Origin of the sequence: Burkholderia sp. COPS (genome assembly GCF_019425585.1) — a bacterium.
Lineage (GTDB): Bacteria > Pseudomonadota > Gammaproteobacteria > Burkholderiales > Burkholderiaceae > Burkholderia > Burkholderia cepacia.
Genome location: NZ_WIXR01000041.1, coordinates 28,662 through 48,974, shown reverse-complemented (window position 1 = coordinate 48,974; position 20,313 = coordinate 28,662). Strand labels below are relative to the sequence as shown.

Annotated in this window: 17 protein-coding genes; 11 read left to right on the top strand and 6 right to left on the bottom strand. The window is 62.5% G+C overall.

The window, feature by feature from the left end; genetic code table 11:
* The first annotated feature begins 190 nt into the window (after positions 1–190).
* Entirely contained in the window at positions 191–964 is a 774-nt protein-coding gene (locus FOZ70_RS29180) for a sulfotransferase family 2 domain-containing protein (RefSeq protein WP_196481718.1), read from the top strand.
* A 141-nt stretch (positions 965–1,105) separates the two neighbouring features.
* On the opposite strand, the gene FOZ70_RS38550 is transcribed toward FOZ70_RS29180, so the two are convergent.
* A complete protein-coding gene (locus tag FOZ70_RS38550) occupies positions 1,106–1,861 on the bottom strand; it encodes a CatB-related O-acetyltransferase (protein ID WP_081071488.1) in 756 nt (251 codons plus the stop codon).
* A 765-nt stretch (positions 1,862–2,626) separates the two neighbouring features.
* The gene (locus tag FOZ70_RS29170; protein WP_060054734.1) at positions 2,627–3,799 is read right to left on the bottom strand and encodes a polysaccharide biosynthesis/export family protein; all 1,173 of its coding nucleotides are present in this window, start codon (positions 3,797–3,799) and stop codon (positions 2,627–2,629) included.
* A 169-nt stretch (positions 3,800–3,968) separates the two neighbouring features.
* Here FOZ70_RS29170 and FOZ70_RS29165 point away from each other — a divergent pair, with 169 nt between their 5' ends.
* The 4 genes from FOZ70_RS29165 to FOZ70_RS29150 all read left to right on the top strand — a co-directional run bounded on the left by FOZ70_RS29165 (position 3,969) and on the right by FOZ70_RS29150 (position 9,670).
* Complete coding sequence (locus tag FOZ70_RS29165; protein WP_219707383.1) at positions 3,969–5,120, top strand: glycosyltransferase family 1 protein; 1,152 nt, start codon at positions 3,969–3,971, stop codon at positions 5,118–5,120.
* A gap of 11 nt (positions 5,121–5,131) precedes the next feature.
* Positions 5,132–7,120 (top strand): capsular biosynthesis protein, encoded by a 1,989-nt coding sequence (locus tag FOZ70_RS29160; protein WP_258025760.1) that lies wholly within the window; start codon positions 5,132–5,134, stop codon positions 7,118–7,120.
* 106 nt (positions 7,121–7,226) lie between these two features.
* A complete protein-coding gene (locus FOZ70_RS29155) occupies positions 7,227–8,654 on the top strand; it encodes a mannose-1-phosphate guanylyltransferase/mannose-6-phosphate isomerase (RefSeq protein WP_219707382.1) in 1,428 nt (475 codons plus the stop codon).
* Between the two features lie 203 nt (positions 8,655–8,857).
* The gene (locus FOZ70_RS29150) at positions 8,858–9,670 is read left to right on the top strand and encodes a mechanosensitive ion channel family protein (RefSeq protein WP_021162199.1); all 813 of its coding nucleotides are present in this window, start codon (positions 8,858–8,860) and stop codon (positions 9,668–9,670) included.
* 70 nt (positions 9,671–9,740) lie between these two features.
* Here the strand turns inward: FOZ70_RS29150 and FOZ70_RS29145 are convergent, their stop codons facing one another.
* On the bottom strand, positions 9,741–10,424 hold the full coding sequence (locus FOZ70_RS29145; protein ID WP_059487168.1) for a DedA family protein: 684 nt from the start codon (positions 10,422–10,424) through the stop codon (positions 9,741–9,743).
* 183 nt (positions 10,425–10,607) lie between these two features.
* Here FOZ70_RS29145 and mutL point away from each other — a divergent pair, with 183 nt between their 5' ends.
* Both mutL and miaA read left to right on the top strand, forming a co-directional pair.
* Positions 10,608–12,608, top strand: a complete 2,001-nt coding sequence (gene mutL / locus FOZ70_RS29140) for a DNA mismatch repair endonuclease MutL (RefSeq protein WP_219707381.1) — start codon at positions 10,608–10,610, stop codon at positions 12,606–12,608.
* Positions 12,605–13,579 (top strand): tRNA (adenosine(37)-N6)-dimethylallyltransferase MiaA, encoded by a 975-nt coding sequence (gene miaA, locus FOZ70_RS29135; protein WP_219707380.1) that lies wholly within the window; start codon positions 12,605–12,607, stop codon positions 13,577–13,579. The genes mutL and miaA overlap by 4 nt, the downstream gene beginning before the upstream one ends.
* Before the next feature lie 3 nt (positions 13,580–13,582).
* Here miaA and tetR read toward each other — a convergent pair whose 3' ends face one another.
* A complete protein-coding gene (gene tetR / locus FOZ70_RS29130) occupies positions 13,583–14,215 on the bottom strand; it encodes a tetracycline resistance transcriptional repressor TetR (RefSeq protein ID WP_048022343.1) in 633 nt (210 codons plus the stop codon).
* Positions 14,216–14,278: 63 nt separating this feature from the next.
* Between tetR and tet the strand changes: the two genes are divergently transcribed.
* Positions 14,279–15,472: a Tet(A)/Tet(B)/Tet(C) family tetracycline efflux MFS transporter gene (tet, locus tag FOZ70_RS29125; RefSeq protein ID WP_063802652.1), complete on the top strand. Its 1,194-nt coding sequence runs from the start codon at positions 14,279–14,281 to the stop codon at positions 15,470–15,472.
* A 34-nt stretch (positions 15,473–15,506) separates the two neighbouring features.
* Here the strand turns inward: tet and FOZ70_RS29120 are convergent, their stop codons facing one another.
* Positions 15,507–15,902 (bottom strand): SgcJ/EcaC family oxidoreductase, encoded by a 396-nt coding sequence (locus FOZ70_RS29120; RefSeq protein WP_027788306.1) that lies wholly within the window; start codon positions 15,900–15,902, stop codon positions 15,507–15,509.
* A gap of 111 nt (positions 15,903–16,013) precedes the next feature.
* Complete coding sequence (gene purM, locus FOZ70_RS29115; protein ID WP_006484927.1) at positions 16,014–17,069, bottom strand: phosphoribosylformylglycinamidine cyclo-ligase; 1,056 nt, start codon at positions 17,067–17,069, stop codon at positions 16,014–16,016.
* 250 nt (positions 17,070–17,319) lie between these two features.
* On the opposite strand from purM, the gene hda reads away from it, so the two are divergent.
* Genes hda through pcnB form a run of 3 tightly spaced genes read left to right on the top strand, consistent with a single transcriptional unit; the run spans position 17,320 to position 20,284 of the window.
* Positions 17,320–18,054, top strand: coding sequence for a DnaA regulatory inactivator Hda (gene hda, locus FOZ70_RS29110; protein WP_006484992.1), 735 nt, complete (start codon positions 17,320–17,322; stop codon positions 18,052–18,054).
* 11 nt (positions 18,055–18,065) lie between these two features.
* On the top strand, positions 18,066–18,743 hold the full coding sequence (locus tag FOZ70_RS29105; RefSeq protein WP_021162206.1) for an HAD family hydrolase: 678 nt from the start codon (positions 18,066–18,068) through the stop codon (positions 18,741–18,743).
* Positions 18,744–18,748: 5 nt separating this feature from the next.
* Entirely contained in the window at positions 18,749–20,284 is a 1,536-nt protein-coding gene (gene pcnB / locus FOZ70_RS29100) for a polynucleotide adenylyltransferase PcnB (protein ID WP_021162207.1), read from the top strand.
* Positions 20,285–20,313 lie beyond the last annotated feature (29 nt).

Below are 20,313 nucleotides of genomic sequence, written 5' to 3'. Positions count from 1 at the left end.
GAGGCTACGTGTCAAGCATCCCAATTGTGATACTTGACTCCAATGTGATTTACAGACAGTAAAATACAAAATGACCGAAATAACATCAACCACCGGCTTTGGGGATCAAGCAACATCATCCGCAATCGATTTGCCAGATGGGATTCGCAATCTGCGACGGAAATTATCGCCCGGGTCGGAGGCAATGCGCATGCTTCTGGAGCAACCTTTTGGGCACGAAGTGATTGAGTCGGGAGTACTTCGCACACCAAATTCTAACGTGGTGTTCAAGCATGTCGAGAAAATCGGTTGCACATCCGTTAAGCGCGCGTTAATCAATCATATGTATCCTGGTGCGCTTGACTTGCCCGTTGAAAAATATCACCACGGCCAACACGCAACTACCTTCGATATTATTCACAATATCTCACATGAGGTATTGCGTATGGTCGTCTCAGAAAACATCCTTGAGCACTGCGTGTGGGTGACGTTTTGCCGAAATCCTTACGATCGGTTGAAATCCTGCTACAGAGACAAGGTTGTCGGAACCCGCGCAAGCGAACGCGAATATACAAACTATATTCGGCGCGAAATTTTATTTAGCGAGATGCGAAATTCGACATATCGCCGAGAGAATTTCAACGCTGACGGCATCCCATCATTTCAGTCCTTCATACGATTTGCGTGCAACCCGGCATCTCCGTCAGATATTCACTGGCGCCCGCAATTACTCTTGAACGCGGCCGATCTCGCATCAAACCTCAAATTGGTTCGCTTTGAGAATTTTTCACAAGATCTCGAGCGGATATTTTCTCAAGATCTTGGAATTGAAACTCAATTCTCGAAACGAGATAACAGCACCGAAAGCAAAACCGAATCACACCAGCTTGAACTTAACGAAGAACTCGCTCAGTTAATATTTGAGTTCTATCGATGCGATTTTGAATTTTTCGATTACGAAAAAGATAGCTGGAAGTCCAGCTGAAATCTCAGCGCCCGAAGTGCATATTTTCACGTCATTTTTCGTCTGACATTCTCGGGACAATAAGTGGCGGCTAGTGGGCCTCGCACCTTACCACCGCCGCCATCTCGAGCATCTTCATCACTCGAAAATGCTTGCCTCGTTTTACATTACAAGAATATCGCGCACGGAAAATACGCGCGGCTTGAATGGCTTAAGTGTCGGCTTTATTTCCATAAACTCATTGACAAATTTTTCTGGTTTATCGAAAGCCAGTCCCTTCATATCCCAATAAGCGTAATTCCACCATTCTGTTTCAAGCATCATCTCAGTGACTTTTTCACTGAATCTCGTCTTGACAACCTTCGCCGGAACGCCTGCAACCATTGTGAATGGCGGTACGTCTTTCGTGACGATCGAACCTGCCGCAATTACGGAACCATTGCCGATTTTTACGCCACCTTTAATTCGAACACCAGAACCAATCCAGCAGTCACTTCCAATTTCAATCGGGCCATAATGTCTCTCGTGAGGCAAAATTACATCCCAATCTGATCCATTTCTCCGTGCCATTTCATGCCACTCACCGCCATCAATTAGAAATGGGTGCCCACTCACATAATGGAGCGGGTGAGAATTCCCAAGGCTTGATATGCCGTAAGCGATGGAGCAATAGCGTCCGACCTTCGTATCAAGAGGCAAGTAGGAGTACGCGTAACTAAACGAGCCATTCGAATAAAGATGATCCGTTTTAAACGACGCAAACTCCTCAATCTCGATCGGCCCCTCCCACTTCAAAATGGAAAGACCCTCCTCAAGCTTGACATTACAACGCGCGAATTTATCTCGGATCTCATTATTTAGATGTATTATTTGCATAATATTTACTGTAAGTTCACCACGAATAAAAGTGGGCTCCACGAGCCAATCACTTACTTCATACCTTCAGCAATCTTCCATTGCAAACGCGAGGGTCTCGTCAGCAGCGCGGCCACCCACTCCGACTTTGGGATTACGCACCACCACTTACTCGCATGTTCATAAATAGCACGGCGCACCTGTTGTCGGAAGTGACAATTTAAATCATTTATCCTTAAATTCCAAGATTGTCATTTATAAACAACACTATCACGACAGCGCGGAACTAGAAACTATGCGATCGCACCAATACCCTTTGGGATGTCACACCGTGGAATGTATCGCCGGGACTCAGGATGAGATCAAAGCATGCAATCGAAGATTGATTCCTCTATCTCAAGCAGAATGACAGCCGAAGATGAATTAATCAATCTGCCTTACCATCACGGTGGAAGGAAGGCGATGCGAAGTGTAGCTTTGCGAGCAAACGAAATCAGATTAGATTATTCGCAAAATACATCGCCAAAACTCTTTGGTGCGGCCGAGCCCCTCGCACCGAAAATTCATCTATACATACGTAATCAGAGCGTCTACTAGCGATCGACACTTGACCTTTGATCTTTAACGGCCAACGCCCCTAATCACAATCAATAACATAAATCAAAGTCAATTAAGCGTCGAGAATAACCCCGTTACGAACAGAGAAATCCACTACAATTCCTAAGCAGTCCAATCAATTTTTACAAGCCATCAAAATTCACCAGGTACCAGCACGAACCCCCAACGTTGACAATGCTCAATGCTGGCAACCATCGAAATCACTTTATATCACTTAAATGTCTGCACACCAGTTACGACCGGATAAGCAACGGAAAACACTAAATTGAGTACTTTTTGAATCTCAGTTATCGGGGCGTTCGAGACATACAGCAAATCTCTGTTATCCATCATAAAACTCTGCGAGATGAAAAAGGAACTCGGGTCGCGTAAATTGAGCCGATAGATGACCGGAACTTTGCCATCCGCCGTGGTTCGGACTGGTGAGTTGGGCCATGAAAGTGCATTCGCTTTTTCCATTCGAAACACGAACACCCCCTTGGCATCGGAGCGAGAGTCCTGGAGCCCACCTGCCCGCGCGAGTGCTTGCGCAAGCGTGATGCCTTGCGCTTCAAAATTAATTTCCTCGTTCTTACCGGTCGCTCCGAGCGCCATGAAACTATAAGGCTGGAACAGAGCGGTCACAACGTCTCCCGCGCGCAGCGGCACGTTTTGCCTCGGATCGCGGATTACCGTCTGCAGCGGTAGCGATACAACCTTGTTGCCACGTGTAACCTGCAGAGTGATCTTGTCAATCGGTTGACGAACGCCGCCGGCGTTTGCCAGAGCATCCAGCAAGCGCTCGCCGCGTGCTGACAACTGCATGCGGTTGCTGTTCGCAACGTCCCCGACGACGGTGACGTATGAAGTTGCATTTTGCGACAGTTTCACAAGCACCTGTGGATCGTGCGCAATGTTCTTCAGGCGCGCGGTAATATCGCTTGCCAATTGCACTGGCGTTCGGCCGATGGCCCGCACGTTACCGATGAATGGCACATTGATCATGCCACTTCCATCGATGATTTGATCGGGGAGGACTGTAACGCGTGCATTGGTCGGGCCACCTCTGCCATCGCCTTGCAGCGCACCGAAAAGTGTTGCTGGAGGAGCCTCCCAGATTGATACTTCAATCGAATCGCCCACACCAAGTTGCTGCCGGAACTGAGTAGCATCGCCAAGCGTTGTTGCAAAATCTGCCTGCCCACGCTCCGCGTAAAGCTTGCGCGCGACGTCGTCGGTCATATCGACGACCTGGATGCCAACGGCGTCGGCTGCGTCGTTCGAGGAGTCGGCGACTTGATTAATACGTGCGGTGCTTGGTCCCGACGTCGGGACAATGGAGCACCCGGCAAGCACACTGACCATCAAGGCGGGTAGTACGGCACGACTGAGCAGATGTGGCATGTGATGCGTTCGATGAATATAGACTGGCGCGAATTGTCGCACAACGCAACATGCCATAGAATAAGCGGCTAGAAAATTGTTGCATCAAGTCATGCCATATAAACAGGGCCGCAAAGCAGCCCTGCGACGTGGCCGCCATCGCCCGTCAGCACACTGTAATTTCAATTGAGTGACAAACATTCTTCTCGACGTCACACGCCTGACTACGCGCCATTACGACGGGCTCCTTCCCACTGGGGTAGACCGTGTTGGACTCGCGTATATCAATCGGTACGGAAATTCTGCACGGGCGGTATTCAGTGAGCGCGGCTTCTCGACTGTTCTGAGTGAAAGCAACTCGCAACGTATCTTCAATCTGCTGCTTTCCCCCGGACGCAAAAGAAACGAAGTGCGCTTGATCGTCGCACGGGCGCTCCTGAACCGCTTCAGTTCAAATCGATTTGAGCGAGCCGTGTTGTTGCATACGAGCCACAACGGGATGGAGTTTCCTCGTTACTACCGGGCCATGCGGACACTCAACGCACATCCAGTTTTCATGGTTCACGATCTCATTCCGCTTACACATGCGGAATACTGTCGTTCGGGAGTTGACGCGACGCATCGATTACGCATCCGTACGGCCTTAATGCACGCAAGTGGCCTGATCGCGAACTCACAGGCAACACTTGATGAACTTGCCACAGAGGCCAGTCGCGCCAACCTTCCGATGCCGCCCAGCGTCGTCGCGCATCTCGCGCCGGCTGTCCCCTGTCTCGCATCGCCCCTCCCGCCTCTCGACGCGCCTTACTTCGTCATGCTCGGCACCATCGAGCCACGCAAGAACCATTGGTTTGTCCTGCACCTCTGGCGGCGGCTCGCGGAGCAATTCGGAGCAGCAGCGCCGCGACTCGTAATCGTCGGTCGACGCGGCTGGGAATGCGAGAACGTCATCGATATGCTCGAGCGCTGCGCCGAGCTGCGCGGCCTGGTACACGAAGAATCAAATTGCTCCGATGAACGCCTGCATGCACTGCTCCGCCATGCGCGGGCGCTCCTCTTTCCGTCGTTCGTCGAAGGCTACGGCCTGCCGCTCGTCGAGGCACTGATGCTGCGCGTACCGGTCATCGCCAGCAATCTTGCGATCTTCCGGGAAATCGCGGCCGACATGCCCGACTATCTCGACCCGCTTGACGGCACCGGGTGGATCAGCAGAATCCTCGCGTACGTGCCGGCCGACAGCCCCGAACGCTCCGCTCAGATGGCCCGTATTGCCCATTTTCGCGAACCGACTTGGTCCGAACATTTTGATCGAGTCGACACGTTCCTCGACTCACTCGCTTGACGCGCTTCTGAATGTCCCGCCTCGAATCGCCACGTTATGCGACGCAGACATGGCGCATGCTACGCGCCATGAAAGCATCTACGCCATGGCGACACCGACGCGCCTCCCTCCCCCAGCACTCAACGACACTGGCGAACACGGTAGTCCTGCCCGGGCCACTCGCTGCACGGCCATTCCCTTCCGCAGCGTGGCTGTCGTGGTTCGAAGCGCCCGCCGGAGCGGCGCCGCAGAATGCACTAATTGACTCGCTCGACGCAATTCTCGGCTCAGAACCTCGGCTCGGCGAATCGGAGCGGATCACAAACCTGATGTCGCGCGTACTTGAGACTGACGCCCTGCATCTGCGCAGCCGGATCGATCCGTTACCGGATGCGCTGCGCCTCAGAGACGGAAGCAAGCATGTTGTTGTCATGGACGAGCGCATCCGCTCAGCGATCGACGTGGGCGTCCCTGCACGCGAACGGCGTCGTCAATTCTCCGCGCTGCTCCAGCAGCTCACGGAATTTCAATCTGGCGCGCAGATCTGGATCTTGCGTAGTAACGATCCTGGAAGGGGTGCGTGGCTGTCGGAGCGGACACGGTTGCCTCATAACGTGCGGCTCCTCTCCAGCGCGAGTTCATTACGCGATGTCCTGAGACATATAACCCATCTCTACACAGTTGCCGCCTCGGAAGGCATGGCTGCATTGCTCGCCGGCGTGCCCGTCCATGTATTCGGTGCCCCCTATTACGCAGGCTGGGGACTCACGAACGATGCGCAGCCACTGCCTGGCCGTCACGCGCGCCCCACACTCGCCGCGCTGTTTGAAGCCACCTTTTCCCGCTCGGCCCGTTACCTCGACCTCGAGACGTATGCGCTAGGCACGCTAGACGCAATTCTCGATGCTATCGATCTACAACATGCGGTTGCGCACCGTTTCGCCGATCTCCAACGCATTACCGGCATCTGCTTTCAGTGGTGGAAACGCCCTTTTGCGACGCCCTATTTGATTGCGGGTGGCGGTCGCCTGCGCTGGAGTACGCAACCGATCACGCTTGGCGCCAACGAACATGCAGTTTTATGGGGCGCGCGCGACGCGACAACGCTGCCCTCCTCTACACCACGGGTACGGATGGAAGACGGCTTCATCCATTCCTCTGGCCTGGGTTCCGACCTGTCTGCACCACGCAGTCAGGTCATCGACCGACGCGGGCTTTATTTCGACGCCAGTTCGCCGAGCGATCTGTCGACTCTGCTCAACACGGTGGAATTCCCTCCAGAAGAGCTAGCACGCGCTGCGGCATTACGAAGTCGAATCGTGGCAGCCGGCATCACCAAATACAACCTCGGGCGCAGGGCACCTGCCTGGTTGGCCCCAGCCGATAAAAAAGTCGTGCTTGTAGTTGGGCAGGTCGCCGATGACGCATCAATTCGCCTCGGCACACGCGGGATCGACAATATCGACACACTGCTGCGCCGCGTACGCGAGCGCCGCCCCGATGCATTCATTGTGTACAAGCCCCACCCGGATGTACTGTCCGGGAACCGGAACGGTCTTGTCGACGCCACCCAACTGGCAAACGTCGTCGACTCCGAGTCAGACATGATCTCGCTGATCGAGGCTGTCGATGAAGTTCACACGCTTTCGTCGCTCGCCGGATTCGACGCGCTGCTGCGCGGCAAGACAGTCTGTACTTACGGGCTGCCGTTCTACGCCGGCTGGGGCCTCACCGACGACGATCTCTGGCCGCTGCCTTGGCGGGAGCGGACTTTGTCACTCGATATGCTGGTGGCGGGCGCCCTGCTGCACTATCCGCTTTACTGGGACTGGGAGCTCCAACTCTTCACAACCCCCGAAGCTGTCGTCAGCCAGCTGTCGGAGGCTGCCGCGCGCCCGCTTAAAACCGTCGCACAGGACCGCTCACGCCCTTACGTAAAGGCATTTCGCTGGGCTCGCAATATTTTGCGGCACCTTTCGTGGCGGTATCGACAAGTCATGACGCGAGGACACTCGGTCTAGCCGTGCTTACGCGGCAGCTACAGGCAACCGAATTGACACTTCGTAGCACCTGCTTTGCTAGAATGGCTCGCCCCGACAACTGACGCCCGGCCCAGGCATTCCCCGCATGAGTATCCACCCGATCATCCTATGCGGCGGCAACGGCAGTCGACTGTGGCCGATGTCCCGTAGCAACTACCCGAAGCAGTACCTGAAGCTGGCGGGTGAACAGACCCTTATCCAGCAAACCGTCCTGCGTGCGAGTGAAATGCCGGGAGTCGCGCCTCCCGTCGTTGTCGCGAATCATGCGCATCGCTTCATGGTTGCCGAACAACTCCAGCACACCGGGATCAAGCCACAAGCCATCGTGCTGGAACCGCTCGGTCGCAACACTGCGCCGGCGATTGCTGTCGCGGCGCATATCGCATTGCGCGACGATCCGGACGCGTTGCTTCTTGTGCTGCCGTCCGACCACGTGGTGCAGAATTTGCCGGCATTCGTCGCTGCCGTCGACACAGCGGTCGCAATCGCAAAGCAGGGACACCTCGTCACATTCGGTATTCCGCCTACCGAGCCGCATACCGGCTATGGGTATATCCGCTGCGGTGAAGCCTTTGAGGCCGGCAATGGCGCTCACGCTGTCGATGCATTCGTCGAAAAGCCCGACCGCGAGCGCGCCGCCGAACTCATCCGGGACGGTCGCTACTACTGGAACAGCGGTATGTTTCTGCTAAACGCGTCGGTCTATCTCGACGATATCGCACGGCACGCACCCGATATCAGTCGGCATGCAGCACTGGCGCTTGAGCGCGCACAGCAGGACTACGATTTTCTACGCCTCGACAACGAAGCGTTTGCCACTTGCCCGGACATTTCCATTGACTATGCAGTCATGGAGAAGACTGAGCGTGCAGCCGTGGTTGTCGCGGCCGAACTCGGCTGGAGCGATGTTGGTTCATGGAGCGCTCTCGCCGATATCTCCGCGCACGACGACCAAGGCAATACCATCTCCGGCGACATCTATTCGGACAAGGTCGCAAATTCATACATCCGGGCGGAACACCGAATGGTCGCCGCGATCGGTGTCCAGGATATCGTGATTGTTGAAACTGCCGACGCTGTCCTCGTCTCGCATCGCGACCATGTCCAGGACGTAAAGAAGGTCGTCGAAAAACTCAACGTATCGGGACGACTCGAATCAGTCACGCATCGCCGTGTCCCTCGCCCCTGGGGATCCTACGAAAGCATTGATGCCGGTGATCGCTTCCAGGTCAAGCGAATCATCGTCGCGCCCGGCGCGCAACTGAGCCTGCAGATGCACCATCACCGAGCGGAGCACTGGATCGTTGTAAAGGGCACCGCGCTTGTGACGAACGGGGATGCGGAAATCATCCTTACCGAAAATCAATCCACATATATTCCGCTTGGCACCCCACATCGACTCAAAAACCCCGGCAAAATCCCGCTCGAACTGATCGAAGTCCAGTCCGGCGCGTACCTCGGCGAGGACGACATCGTCCGCTTCGAAGACACCTACGGCCGCGCCGCGTCGTAATCACGGCAAAATCCGGCTCGCGCGCCGCACACGGCCGCGATCCCAATACGCCTCCAAAACGGGCAGCACGCACCCGCGTCCTGCCCGTTTTCCATTACGTCAAGCAGTGTCAGACAGGTTGCCGCCCCTCCCGGCTCGGGTTATAAAAGCGCCACCCACCCGGTGCATGCGCCGCCCTTTCTACCCCTGACTTCGGAGAACGCATGATCGATCTCGCCACCGCCCAGCAATTCCTGATGACTCGCGGCCTCGACTTCGGCCTCAACCTCCTCGCCGCGATCGTCTTGTGGTTCGTCGGCCGATGGGCGATCCGCATCGGCACCCGCCTGCTCGGCAAGGTCGTGCGCCGCAGCGGCAAGGTCGACCCGACACTCACCGACTACCTGACCTCCGTCGTCGGCGTGCTGCTGACGATCCTGCTGATCCTCGCGATCCTGCAGATCTTCGGCGTGCAGACCACCTCGTTCGCCGCGCTGCTCGCCGGCCTCGGCCTCGCGATCGGTACCGCCTGGGGCGGCCTGCTCGCGCATTTCGCCGCAGGCGTGTTCATGCAGGTGCTGCGTCCGTTCAAGATCGGCGACGTGATCAGCGCGGGCGGCGTCACGGGCACGGTCAAGGAGCTCGGCCTGTTCGGCACGACGATCGTCACGCCGGACAACATCGTGACGATCGTCGGCAACAACAAGATCTTCTCGGACAACATCGCCAACTACAGCGCAACGTCGTATCGTCGCGTCGACCTGACCGCGAAGATCGCGAACGGCGTCGATGCGGTCGACGCGATCAACCGCCTGAAAGCGTCGATCCAGCAGATCCCGAACGTGCTGACCACCCCGGCGCCGGACGTCGGCGTGCTGCAGTTCACGCCGGAAGGCCCGCTGCTGTTCGTGCGCCCGTCCACGCAACCGGAAAACTACTGGCAGGTGTACTGCGACACCAACCGCGTGATCCTCGAGACGTTCCGCGACGCGCAATACCCGACGCCCGAAACACCGCTCTTGCATCGCAGCGCATGACGGCGGCACCGGACGAAAAAAAAGCGTGGCACCCGCCACGCTTTTTTATTGACTGAAGCAAAGCCCCCGCTCAACGCCCGCCCGTCTTCTGCGCGTTATCCGACTGCTTCCCGCGCACCAGCTTCCACACCGCGCCGAGCGCGACCGGCACGATCGCCGCACCGATCCCGACCAGCACGATCACGTTCAGGTACTGGCGGATGAACGGGATGTTGCCGAAGAAATACCCGAGCAGCACGAGCAGCAGCACCCACACCAGCGCGCCGATCACGTTGAATAGCTGGAAGCGCGCGGCGCTCATCGACGAAGCGCCCGCGACGAACGGCGCGAACGTACGCACGACCGGGATGAAGCGCGCGAGCACGATCGTCTTGCCGCCGTGCTTGTCGTAGAACGAGTGGGTCTTCTGCAGCGCGGCGCGGTCAAGGAAGCGCTCGAGCACCGGGATATGCGTATTGAACACCTTCGGGCCGACCCAGCGGCCGATCAGGTAGTTCACGGTGTTGCCGGCGATCGCCGCGACGAGCAGCAGCACGATCAGCGCGCCGACGTTCATTTCGCCCGTCGCCGCGAACGCGCCGCCGATGAACAGCAGCGAATCGCCCGGCAGGAACGGGAACACGACGAGCCCCGTCTCGCAGAACACGATCAGGAACAGCACGAGATAGACCCACGCGCCGTACTGCCGGATGAAATCGCCGAGGAAGGCGTCGATATGCAGGACAAGGTTGACGAAATGAAGCAGCGTATCCAAATGCGATTCCTCGAAGGCGATAGGGCCGGAACGGCCGAAACAGGCCAGGCTTGGCGGAAGCGCCCGCCGGCCAAGGCGGCGCGCGAAACGGAGCCATGATACCGAAACTACCTTAAGGCTCCGTGAAAAAACGTAACGCTCCGCCGCCCCGGCACGCATCTGCCGCCTCGCTATAATTCGGCCATGTCCGAAATCACCGAAACGGCCGCGGGCGACACGCCCGCCCCTGCTCCGCGCCCGCTGCGCGCGATCCAGCCCCTGCCAGACCAGTTGATCAGCCAGATCGCCGCCGGCGAGGTCGTCGAACGTCCGGCGTCGGTCGTCAAGGAGCTGCTCGAGAACGCGATGGACGCCGGCGCCACGACGCTGCGCATCGTGCTGGAAGAAGGCGGCGTCAAGCGCATCTCGATCACCGACGACGGCTGCGGGATTCCACCCGACGAGCTGGCGCTCGCGCTGATGCGCCATGCGACCAGCAAGATCCGCTCGCTCGAGGAGCTCGAGGCGGTCGCCACGCTGGGTTTCCGCGGCGAAGCGCTCGCGTCGATCGCATCGGTCGCCGAGATGTCGATCACGAGCCGGACGGCCGATGCCGCGCATGCGATGAAGATCGACGCGCAGACGGGCGTGCTGTCGCCCGCCGCCGGTGCGACCGGCACGACGATCGAGGTGCGCGAGCTGTACTTCAACACGCCCGCGCGGCGCAAGTTCCTGAAGAGCGAGCAGACCGAGTTCGGCCACTGCCTGGAAATGATCCGCCGCGCGGCGCTCGCGCGGCCGGACGTCGCGATCTCGGTGCTGCACAACGGCAAGGCCGTCGAGCACTGGAATGCGACCGAGCCCGCGCAGCGCGTCGCGAAGATCCTCGGCGACGGCTTCGCGACCGCGCACCTGCCGCTCGATGAACAGGCCGGCCCGCTCGCCGTCTACGGCTGCGCCGGGCTGCCGACCGCCAGCCGCGGGCGCGCCGACCAGCAGTATTTCTTCGTGAACGGCCGCTTCGTGCGCGACAAGCTGCTGACGCACGCGGTGCGCGCGGCTTACGAGGACGTGCTGCACGGCGACCGCTACCCGTCGTACGTGCTGTTTCTCGACCTGCCGCCGGAGGCCGTCGACGTGAACGTGCATCCGTCGAAGATCGAGGTACGCTTCCGCGATTCGCGCTCGATCCACCAGTACGTGTTCCATGCGGTCCAGCGCGCACTCGCGCGCCATGCGGGCGCGTCGCCGGAAACCACGGCGGGCGGCCATGCCGCGCATATCGAACCGGCACCGCGCGGGCCGTCGTCGTTCCTCGACACGCCGCTCGGGCAGAGCCAGGGCCACGCGACCGGCCGCATCGGTGGCACGGGCGGCAGCGGCTTTTCGTCGCCGTCGTCCTCGTCGGCAGGCAACACCTGGATGCGCCAGGCACGGATGACGCAGGGTACGCTGCCCGTCGCGCAGCCGCTCGCGCTCTACGACGCGATGTTCGGCCGCAAGGATAGCGGCGCCGGCACACCGGACGGCACGACCACCATCGCACGCGATTCGGCCGACACGCCGCTCGCCCCGCTGCCCGGCTTCACCGTATCGCCGATCGCCGCCACCGCGCACGACGAGCAGCCGCTCGGCTTCGCGCTCGGCCAGATCCACGGCATTTACGTGCTCGCGCAGAACGCGCACGGGCTCGTGATCGTCGACATGCACGCGGCACACGAGCGGATCCTGTACGAACAGTTCAAGAACGCGCTCGCCGACCGCTCGGTCGCCGTGCAGGCGCTGCTGCTGCCGATCTCGATGACGGCCACGCCGGTCGAGATCGGCACGGTCGAGGAAGAGCGCGACACGCTCGAATCGCTCGGTTTCGACCTGGCGGTGCTGTCACCGACGACGCTCGCGATCCGCGCGGTCCCGGCACTGCTGAAGGATGCCGACCTGCAGTCGCTCGCGCGCGCGGTACTCGCCGACCTGCACGCGTTCGGCGGCTCGCGCGTGCTCACCGAGCGCCAGCACGAGCTGCTCGGCACGCTCGCCTGCCACCACGCGGTGCGCGCGAACCGGCGCCTGACGCTCGACGAGATGAACGCGCTGCTGCGGCAGATGGAGGCGACCGAACGCGCGGACCAGTGCAATCACGGCCGGCCGACGTGGTATCAGCTCACGCTGAACGATCTCGACCGCCTGTTCATGCGCGGACAATGAGCGCTTCACCGCAGTCCTCTCCGACGACGATCGCCTGCCTGCTCGGCCCCACCGCATCGGGCAAGACGGCCGCGGCGCTGGCGCTCGCCGCGCGCCGCCCGATCGAGATCGTCAGCGTCGATTCGGCGCTCGTCTACCGCGACATGGATATCGGCACCGCGAAGCCTTCGCGCGAAGAGCGCGCGAGCGTGCCGCACCATCTGATCGACATCATCGATCCGGCCGACGCGTATTCGGCCGCGAGTTTCCGCGCCGACACGCTGCGCCTGATCGGCGAAATCATCGCGCGCGGCCGCACGCCGCTGCTCGCGGGCGGCACGATGCTGTACTACAAGGCACTGACGCAGGGGCTCAACGACCTGCCCGGCGCCGATCCGGACGTGCGTGCGACGCTCGATGCGGAAGCCGCGCGCGATGGCTGGCCCGCCCTGCACGCGCGACTCTCGCAGGTCGATCCCGACACGGCCGCGCGGCTCGCGCCGAACGATTCGCAACGGATCCAGCGGGCGCTCGAAGTGTTCATGCTGAGCGGGCAGCCGATGTCGGTACTGCTCGCCGCCCCGCGACGCAATGACGATGCGGCCGCCGCTTACCGCTTCGTGCCGGTCGCGCTCGAACCGTCCAATCGCGCGGTACTGCACGCACGGATCGCGCAGCGCTTCGATGCGATGCTCGACGCGGGATTCATCGACGAAGTCGAGCGGCTGCGCCGTCGCGAGGATCTCCATCCCGACCTGCCGTCGATGCGCTGCGTCGGCTACCGGCAGGCATGGGAATTCCTCGACGGCGACACCGATTACCGGACGATGCGCGACAAGGGCATCTTCGCGACGCGCCAGCTCTGCAAGCGCCAGATCACCTGGCTGCGCGCGATGCCGGAGCGGATCGTCGTCGACTGCATCGCGCCGGACGCCACGGCCCACGCGCTCGACGCGCTCGAACGCGTGCTCGACGGCGGCACACCGGCCTGACCGTCAGCCGCGCCCGCGTGCTGCCAGGCGCGCGCGGGCGCCGTCGACGATCAGCGCGACGCCGCGCTCGAACGCTTCGTCGCCGCCGCGCGCGCGCAGCGCAGCCCAGCCCTTGGCGAGCAACGGATACTCGGCCGCATCCGGCAGCGGCGCATCGGCCTCGCCTTCGGGCTCCGCCTGTTCCTCCAGCACCCATCCAACCACGAAGCGGCCCAGCGCATACATCACGTCGACCGCCTCGTCCGGCGCGAAACCCGCTTCGCCGAGCAGCGCGACCTTGCGTTCGATCGAGCTGAAATGCAGCGCCCGCGGCCGCGTACCGGCATGCAGGCGCGCGCCGTCGCGATAGGCCAGCAGCGCGCGGCGAAAACTGCGCGCGTTGTCGAGAAGCCACGCATCCCACGCCTCGCCCGGCCGCGGCAGCGACGCATCGTGCCGCTCGAGCATGATCGCCTCGGCCATCGCGTCGAGCAGTTCGGCCTTGTTCCGGAAATGCCAGTAAAGCGTCGGCGACTGCACACCGAGCCGCTCGGCGAGCCGCCGCGTCGACAGCCCATCGATGCCGACCTCATCGAGCAGGTCGAGCGCCGCGCGCAGTACCGTGTCGCGCGTCAACCGCGCTCCCGTGTCCTTCATCTCTATCACCGATAGGGAAAGTTGTGGAATAATCGCCACTCTATCACCGATAGAGTCACCCTCTTGAATCCGTCCCTGATTGCCATTCTGGCCACGGTCCTGCTCGACGCGATCGGCGTCGGGATCGTGATGCCGATCCTCCCCGGGCTCCTGCGCTCGCTCGCCGATGCGGGCAGCACCGACACCCACTACGGGATCCTGCTCGCGCTGTACGCGTTCGCGCAGTTCCTGTGCGCACCGCTGCTCGGCGCGCTGAGCGACCGCTTCGGCCGCCGGCCCGTCCTGCTCGTGTCGCTCGCGGGCGCCGCACTCGACTACCTGCTGATGGCGCTCGCGCCGACGCTCGCCTGGCTCTACGTCGGGCGGCTGATCGCGGGCATCACCGGCGCGAACGTCGCGGTCGCGACTGCGTACGTCACCGACGTCACGGCCGAACCCGACCGCGCGCGACGCTTCGGCCAGCTCGGCGCGATGATGGGCATCGGCTTCATCGCGGGCCCGTTGATCGGCGGCCTGCTCGGCGCGCTGCATGTGCGCGCGCCGTTCGTCGCGGCCGCCGTGCTCAACGCGCTCAATCTCGTGCTCGTCTGGCGCGCGCTGCCGGAATCGCGGCCGCGTTCGGCCCGCGAAGGCCAAACGGCCGGCGCGCTCAACCCGTTCGCCAGCCTGCGCCGGCTGACCGGCTCACCGGCGCTCGTGCCGCTGATCGGCATCTACGTGATCGTGGCGCTGGTGTCGCAGGCGCCCGCCACGCTGTGGATCCTGTACGGCCAGGAACATTTCGGGTGGTCGACACCGATCGCGGGGCTGTCGCTGGCGGGCTACGGGGCGTGTCACGCACTCGCGCAGGCTTTCGCGATCGGGCCGCTGATCGCGCGGCTCGGCGAGCGCCGCGCGCTCGCACTGGGCCTCGCGGGCGACGCGCTCGGGCTCGTGGCGATTGCGTTCGCGACCGCCGCGTGGGTGCCGTTCGCGCTGCTGCCGCTGTTCGCCGCGGGCGGCATGACGCTGCCGGCACTGCAGGCGATGCTCGCGCGGCAAGTCGACGATGCGCGCCAGGGTGAACTGCAAGGCGCGCTCGCGAGCGTGGCGAGCCTGATCGGTGTCGCGGGGCCGCTGGTCGTCACCGCAACCTATGCGGCGACACGCGCGACGTGGCCGGGGCTCGTCTGGGCCGCGGCCGCGCTGCTTTATCTGCTCGTCCCGCCGTTGCTGGCCGGTGCCCGGCCGGCGGGCGCGGTACGTCCGTCCGCCTGAGCACCGGCCGGCACCGTCACGCCCGCCGCCGCGCTCAATGCGCGAGCGTCACGAGATTGGCATCGCGGACGAGCTGCCAGCGGCCGTCGGCCTTGCGGAAGATCGTCAGCGTATGGCCGGAACGGCGGATCGTTTCGCCGCCCGGCGGAGTCGCCTCGATCTCGATGAAATTGCGCATGTACGCCCAGTCGCCCAGCACGCGCAGTTCGTCGATCCGGTAACGGCCGTCGATCGTCGGCGCGGGCCCGCCCCCGGCGTTCGCGTCACGCGACGCGGCCGCAAACGCCGCCTTGTCGAACGGCGGCCTGCCGGCCACCATGAAGATCGCGTCGTCGGCGATCAGGTCGAGCACGGTCGCCAGGTCGCCGCGGCGGCTCGATACGAACCAGTTGTCCACGAGCTCACGGATCGCGCGTTCGTCTTCAGTCATCGTCGCTCCTCCTTCATCGGCGCGCGCCCGTACGCCACGCGGCGCCCGAAAAAAAAGCCGCCCGGATCGACTCCGGGCGGCTTTCCTTGCTGCATCTGCTGCGGCCGTGCGTCAGACCACGACGGTCTGCGCCTCGCCTTCGCGGGTCGCACGGACGGTGCCGATCTTCCACACCTGTTCGCCGGCGGCGGTCAGGTCTGCGATCGCGGCGTCGGCATCGGCCGCCGAAACGATCACGGCCATGCCGATCCCGCAGTTGAACACGCGGTGCATTTCCGCGTCGGCGACGCCGCCGTGCTCCTGCAGCCACTTGAACAGCGGCGGCAGCGGCCACGCGTTCTGGTCGAGCTCGGCGGTGAGGCCTTCGCGCAGCACGCGCGGAATGTTCTCGACGAGGCCGCCGCCGGTGATATGCGCCATGCCCTTCACCGACAGCTTCTGCATCAGCGCGAGCAGCGGCTTCACGTAGATGCGCGTGGGTGCCATCAGCGCATCGGCGAGCGAGCGGCCGTGGAAATCGGCCGACAGGTCGGGGTTCGCGCGCTCGATGATCTTGCGCACGAGCGAGAAACCGTTCGAGTGGATGCCGCTCGACGCGAGGCCCAGCACCACGTCGCCCTCGGCGATCGTGCTGCCGTCGATGATCTTGCTCTTCTCGACCGCGCCGACCGCGAAGCCGGCCAGGTCGTATTCGCCATCCGGGTACATGCCCGGCATTTCGGCCGTTTCACCGCCGATCAGCGCGCAGCCGGACAGTTCGCAACCCTGCGCGATGCCCTTGACGACCGTTGCCGCGGTATCGACGTCGAGCTTGCCGCACGCGAAGTAGTCGAGGAAGAACAGCGGCTCGGCGCCCTGCACGAGGATGTCGTTCACGCTCATCGCGACGAGATCCTGGCCGACGGTGTCGTGTTTGTTCAGATGAAAGGCCAGCTTGAGCTTGGTGCCCACGCCGTCGGTGCCCGACACGAGCACGGGCTCCTTGTACTTCTTCGGTACTTCGAACAGCGCGCCGAACCCGCCGATGCCGCCGAGCACGCCGTCGCGCAGGGTTTTCTTCGCAAAAGGCTTGATCTTGTCGATGAGCGCGTCGCCCGCGTCGATGTCGACGCCTGCGTCGCGATAGGACAGACCTTGGGCGTCGGGAGCGGATTTCGGAGGATTCATGGGGGAATGCGAGAAGGTCGGTAAAATGCGATTTTACCCGAAGCCGGCCCGTTGGCCGGAATTCCCAGCACCGAATCGTCAGGGATTGCATCTTGGTCAACACGTCCCCGTTTTCATCGCCGAGCGAACCGCGCCGAAACCGGCGTGGCGCCGTGCGTGCGGGCGCGCGTGAAGCCCGCGAAGACGCAGTTCCCGGCGCGTGCCCGGCGTACGGCACGCGTATTTTCAACCGACCCGCATTGTGACTGTTGTGTCCCGTCAACTGACGCTCGATCTCGGCACGCCGCCGCCCGCCACGTTCGACAACTTCATCATGAACGAGGAGAACGACGAGCTCATCTCGCGCCTGCAGAAGCTCGACCTCGCGCTCGCGGCGGGCCCCGTGCCGGACCGGTCGTTCTATATCTGGGGCGAGCCCGGATGCGGCCGCACCCATCTGCTGCAGGCGCTCGTGAGCGACGCCTCGTACGGCTATGCGCGTTATCTCACACCGCAAAGCCCGCTCGGCGCGTTCACGTTCGACCCGCGCATCGGCATCTACGCGATCGACGACTGCGACCGGATGAGCGACACCCAGCAGGTCGCGCTGTTCAACCTGTTCAACGAAGTGCGCGCTCACCCGTCGAGCGCGTTCGTCGCGGCGGGCCCCGCGGCGCCGCTCGCGCTCGACGTGCGCGAGGATCTCCGCACGCGCCTCGGCTGGGGGCTCGTGTTCCACCTGTCACCGCCGTCCGATGCCGGCAAGATCGCCGTGCTCAAGCTCGCGGCGAAGGAGCGCGGGATCGCGCTCACCGACGACATCGCCGCGTACCTGCTGACCCATTTCCGCCGCGACATGCCGAGCCTGATGGCGCTGCTCGACGCGCTCGACCGCTTCTCGCTCGAGCAGAAACGCGCCGTCACGCTGCCGTTGCTGCGCCGCATGCTGGCGCGTCCCGGCGACGACATCACCCCACCGGGCACGGGCCCGAACCGCTTCGAGTAAAATGCGCTTCCATGACTAATCTGGCACTCTTTGACCTCGATCACACGCTGATCCCGACCGATAGCGACCACGAATGGGGTCGCTTCATGGTGAAGCTCGGCATCGTCGACGCGGAAAGCTTCTCGCGTCAGAACGACCAGTTCTTCGCCGACTACAAGGCCGGCAAGCTCGACATCCACGCGTACCTCACGGCGATGCTCACGCCGCTCGCGAAGTATTCGCGTGCGCAGCTCGCGCAATGGCACGAGCAGTACATGCACGAGGTGATCCGGCCCGCAATGACGCCCGCCGCGCTCGAACTCGTACGCAAGCATCTCGATGCGGGCGACCTGTGCTGCGTCGTGACGGCGACCAACGAATTCATCACGCGCCCGATCGCCACCGCGTTCGGCGTCGACACGCTGATCGCCTGCGAGGTCGAGACGACCGACGGGCATCCAGACTCGCCATACACGGGCCGGCCGACCGGCACGCCGAGCTATCGCGAAGGCAAGATCGTGCGGACCGAAGCGTGGCTCGCGTCGCTCGGCAAGCAATGGAGCGACTTCACGCACACCTACTTCTACAGCGACTCGCACAACGACATCCCGTTGCTCGAGAAAGTCACCGACCCGATCGCGACCAACCCTGACGACACGCTGCGCGCGCATGCAAGCAACCGCGGCTGGCGCATCCTCGATCTCTTCTGAACGTCGTGATCAAAAAATTCATTCGCAAACTGCTCGGCCAGGACGAAACCGAGCAAACCTCTCCCGCAGCGGCCCCGGCCGACGAAGCGGCCCCTGCTACCCCGCGTGCCCCGAAAGGCGCCCGCGGCGGCACGAAAAAGCCGCGCAGCAACCATGAGCCGACCGTCGTGCCGGCCAGCGTGCACGGCATCAACCCGGCACTGATCTCGAAGAATGCCGTGCGCGTGACCGACACGCTGCAGCAGGCGGGCTTCCGCGCCTTCATCGTCGGCGGTGCGGTACGCGACCTGCTGCTCGGCATCGCGCCGAAGGACTTCGACGTCGCGACCGATGCAACGCCCACCGAGGTGCAGCGCCTGTTCCGCCGCGCGCGCCTGATCGGCCGCCGCTTCCAGATCGTCCACGTGCAGTTCGGCCAGGAGCTGATCGAGGTGTCGACGTTCCGCGCGCTGGTCGATGCGCCGCCCGAGGCGGCCGCTGCCGAGCCGCCGAGGCGCCTGAAGCGTGACGAACTCGATCGCCGCACCCATGCGGTCGACGCGAGCGGCCGCGTGCTGCGCGACAACGTGTGGGGCGAGCAGCACGAAGACGCCGCACGCCGCGACTTCACGATCAACGCGATGTACTACGACCCGTCGACGCAGACGGTGCTCGACTACCACGACGGGATGGCCGACGTGCGCGCCCGCCTGTTGCGGATGATCGGCGATCCGGCCACGCGCTTCCGCGAGGATCCGGTGCGGATGCTGCGCGTCGTGCGCTTCGCGGCAAAGCTCGGTTTCGAGATCGAGCCGCACACGCGCGAGCCGATCAACGCGCTCGCCGACCTGATCAACAATGTGCCGGCCGCGCGCCTGTTCGACGAAATGCTGAAGCTGCTGCTGTCGGGCCACGCGCTCGCGTGCCTGCAGCGGCTGCGCAAGGAAGGCCTGCACCACGGGCTGCTGCCGCTGCTCGACGTCGTGCTCGAACAACCGCAGGGCGAGAAGTTCATCACGCTCGCGCTGAACAACACCGACGCGCGCGTGCGCGCCGGCAAGCCGGTTTCCCCGGGCTTCCTGTTCGCGACGCTGCTGTGGCACGACATGCGCCAGCGCTTCGAGCAATACACGGCCGAAGGCGAAATCCCGGTGCCGGCGCTCCATCGCGCGATGGACGACGTGCTCGACATGCAGACCGAGAAACTCGCGATCCACAAGCGCTACTCGGCCGACATGCGCGAGATCTGGGGCCTGCAGCTGCGCCTCGAGAAACGCTCGGGCCGCAGCGCGATGAGGCTGCTGGAACACCAAAGGTTTAGAGCGGGGTATGATTTCCTCCTGTTACGCTGCGAATCCGGCGAGCTCGATGCGGAAGTCGGACAGTGGTGGACGGATTTCATCGAAGGCGACGCGGCCGCTCGCGAGGCATTGCTCACGCAGGGTGGCTCGAAGGAAAAATCGCCCCGCAAGCGGCGCCGCCGCGGCGGTGCGCGAAACCGCAAGCCGGGTGAAGGTGCCGCCGAGCAGGCACCGGACACCTCGGGCGGTTCCGACGACTGACGCGCGCGACGGCGAACGACGTAGGAAGT

Excerpts from the sequence above, each read along its gene's own strand:
- FOZ70_RS29180 (WP_196481718.1), top strand. The coding sequence starts at position 191 with ATGCTTCTGGAGCAACCTTTTGGGCACGAAGTGATTGAGTCGGGAGTA.
- FOZ70_RS29170 (WP_060054734.1), bottom strand. The coding sequence starts at position 3,799 with ATGCCACATCTGCTCAGTCGTGCCGTACTACCCGCCTTGATGGTCAGT.
- FOZ70_RS29160 (WP_258025760.1), top strand. The coding sequence starts at position 5,132 with ATGTCCCGCCTCGAATCGCCACGTTATGCGACGCAGACATGGCGCATG.
- FOZ70_RS29155 (WP_219707382.1), top strand. The coding sequence starts at position 7,227 with ATGAGTATCCACCCGATCATCCTATGCGGCGGCAACGGCAGTCGACTG.
- FOZ70_RS29150 (WP_021162199.1), top strand. The coding sequence starts at position 8,858 with ATGATCGATCTCGCCACCGCCCAGCAATTCCTGATGACTCGCGGCCTC.
- mutL (WP_219707381.1), top strand. The coding sequence starts at position 10,608 with ATGTCCGAAATCACCGAAACGGCCGCGGGCGACACGCCCGCCCCTGCT.
- miaA (WP_219707380.1), top strand. The coding sequence starts at position 12,605 with ATGAGCGCTTCACCGCAGTCCTCTCCGACGACGATCGCCTGCCTGCTC.
- tetR (WP_048022343.1), bottom strand. The coding sequence starts at position 14,215 with ATGAAGGACACGGGAGCGCGGTTGACGCGCGACACGGTACTGCGCGCG.
- FOZ70_RS29120 (WP_027788306.1), bottom strand. The coding sequence starts at position 15,902 with ATGACTGAAGACGAACGCGCGATCCGTGAGCTCGTGGACAACTGGTTC.
- purM (WP_006484927.1), bottom strand. The coding sequence starts at position 17,069 with ATGAATCCTCCGAAATCCGCTCCCGACGCCCAAGGTCTGTCCTATCGC.
- FOZ70_RS29105 (WP_021162206.1), top strand. The coding sequence starts at position 18,066 with ATGACTAATCTGGCACTCTTTGACCTCGATCACACGCTGATCCCGACC.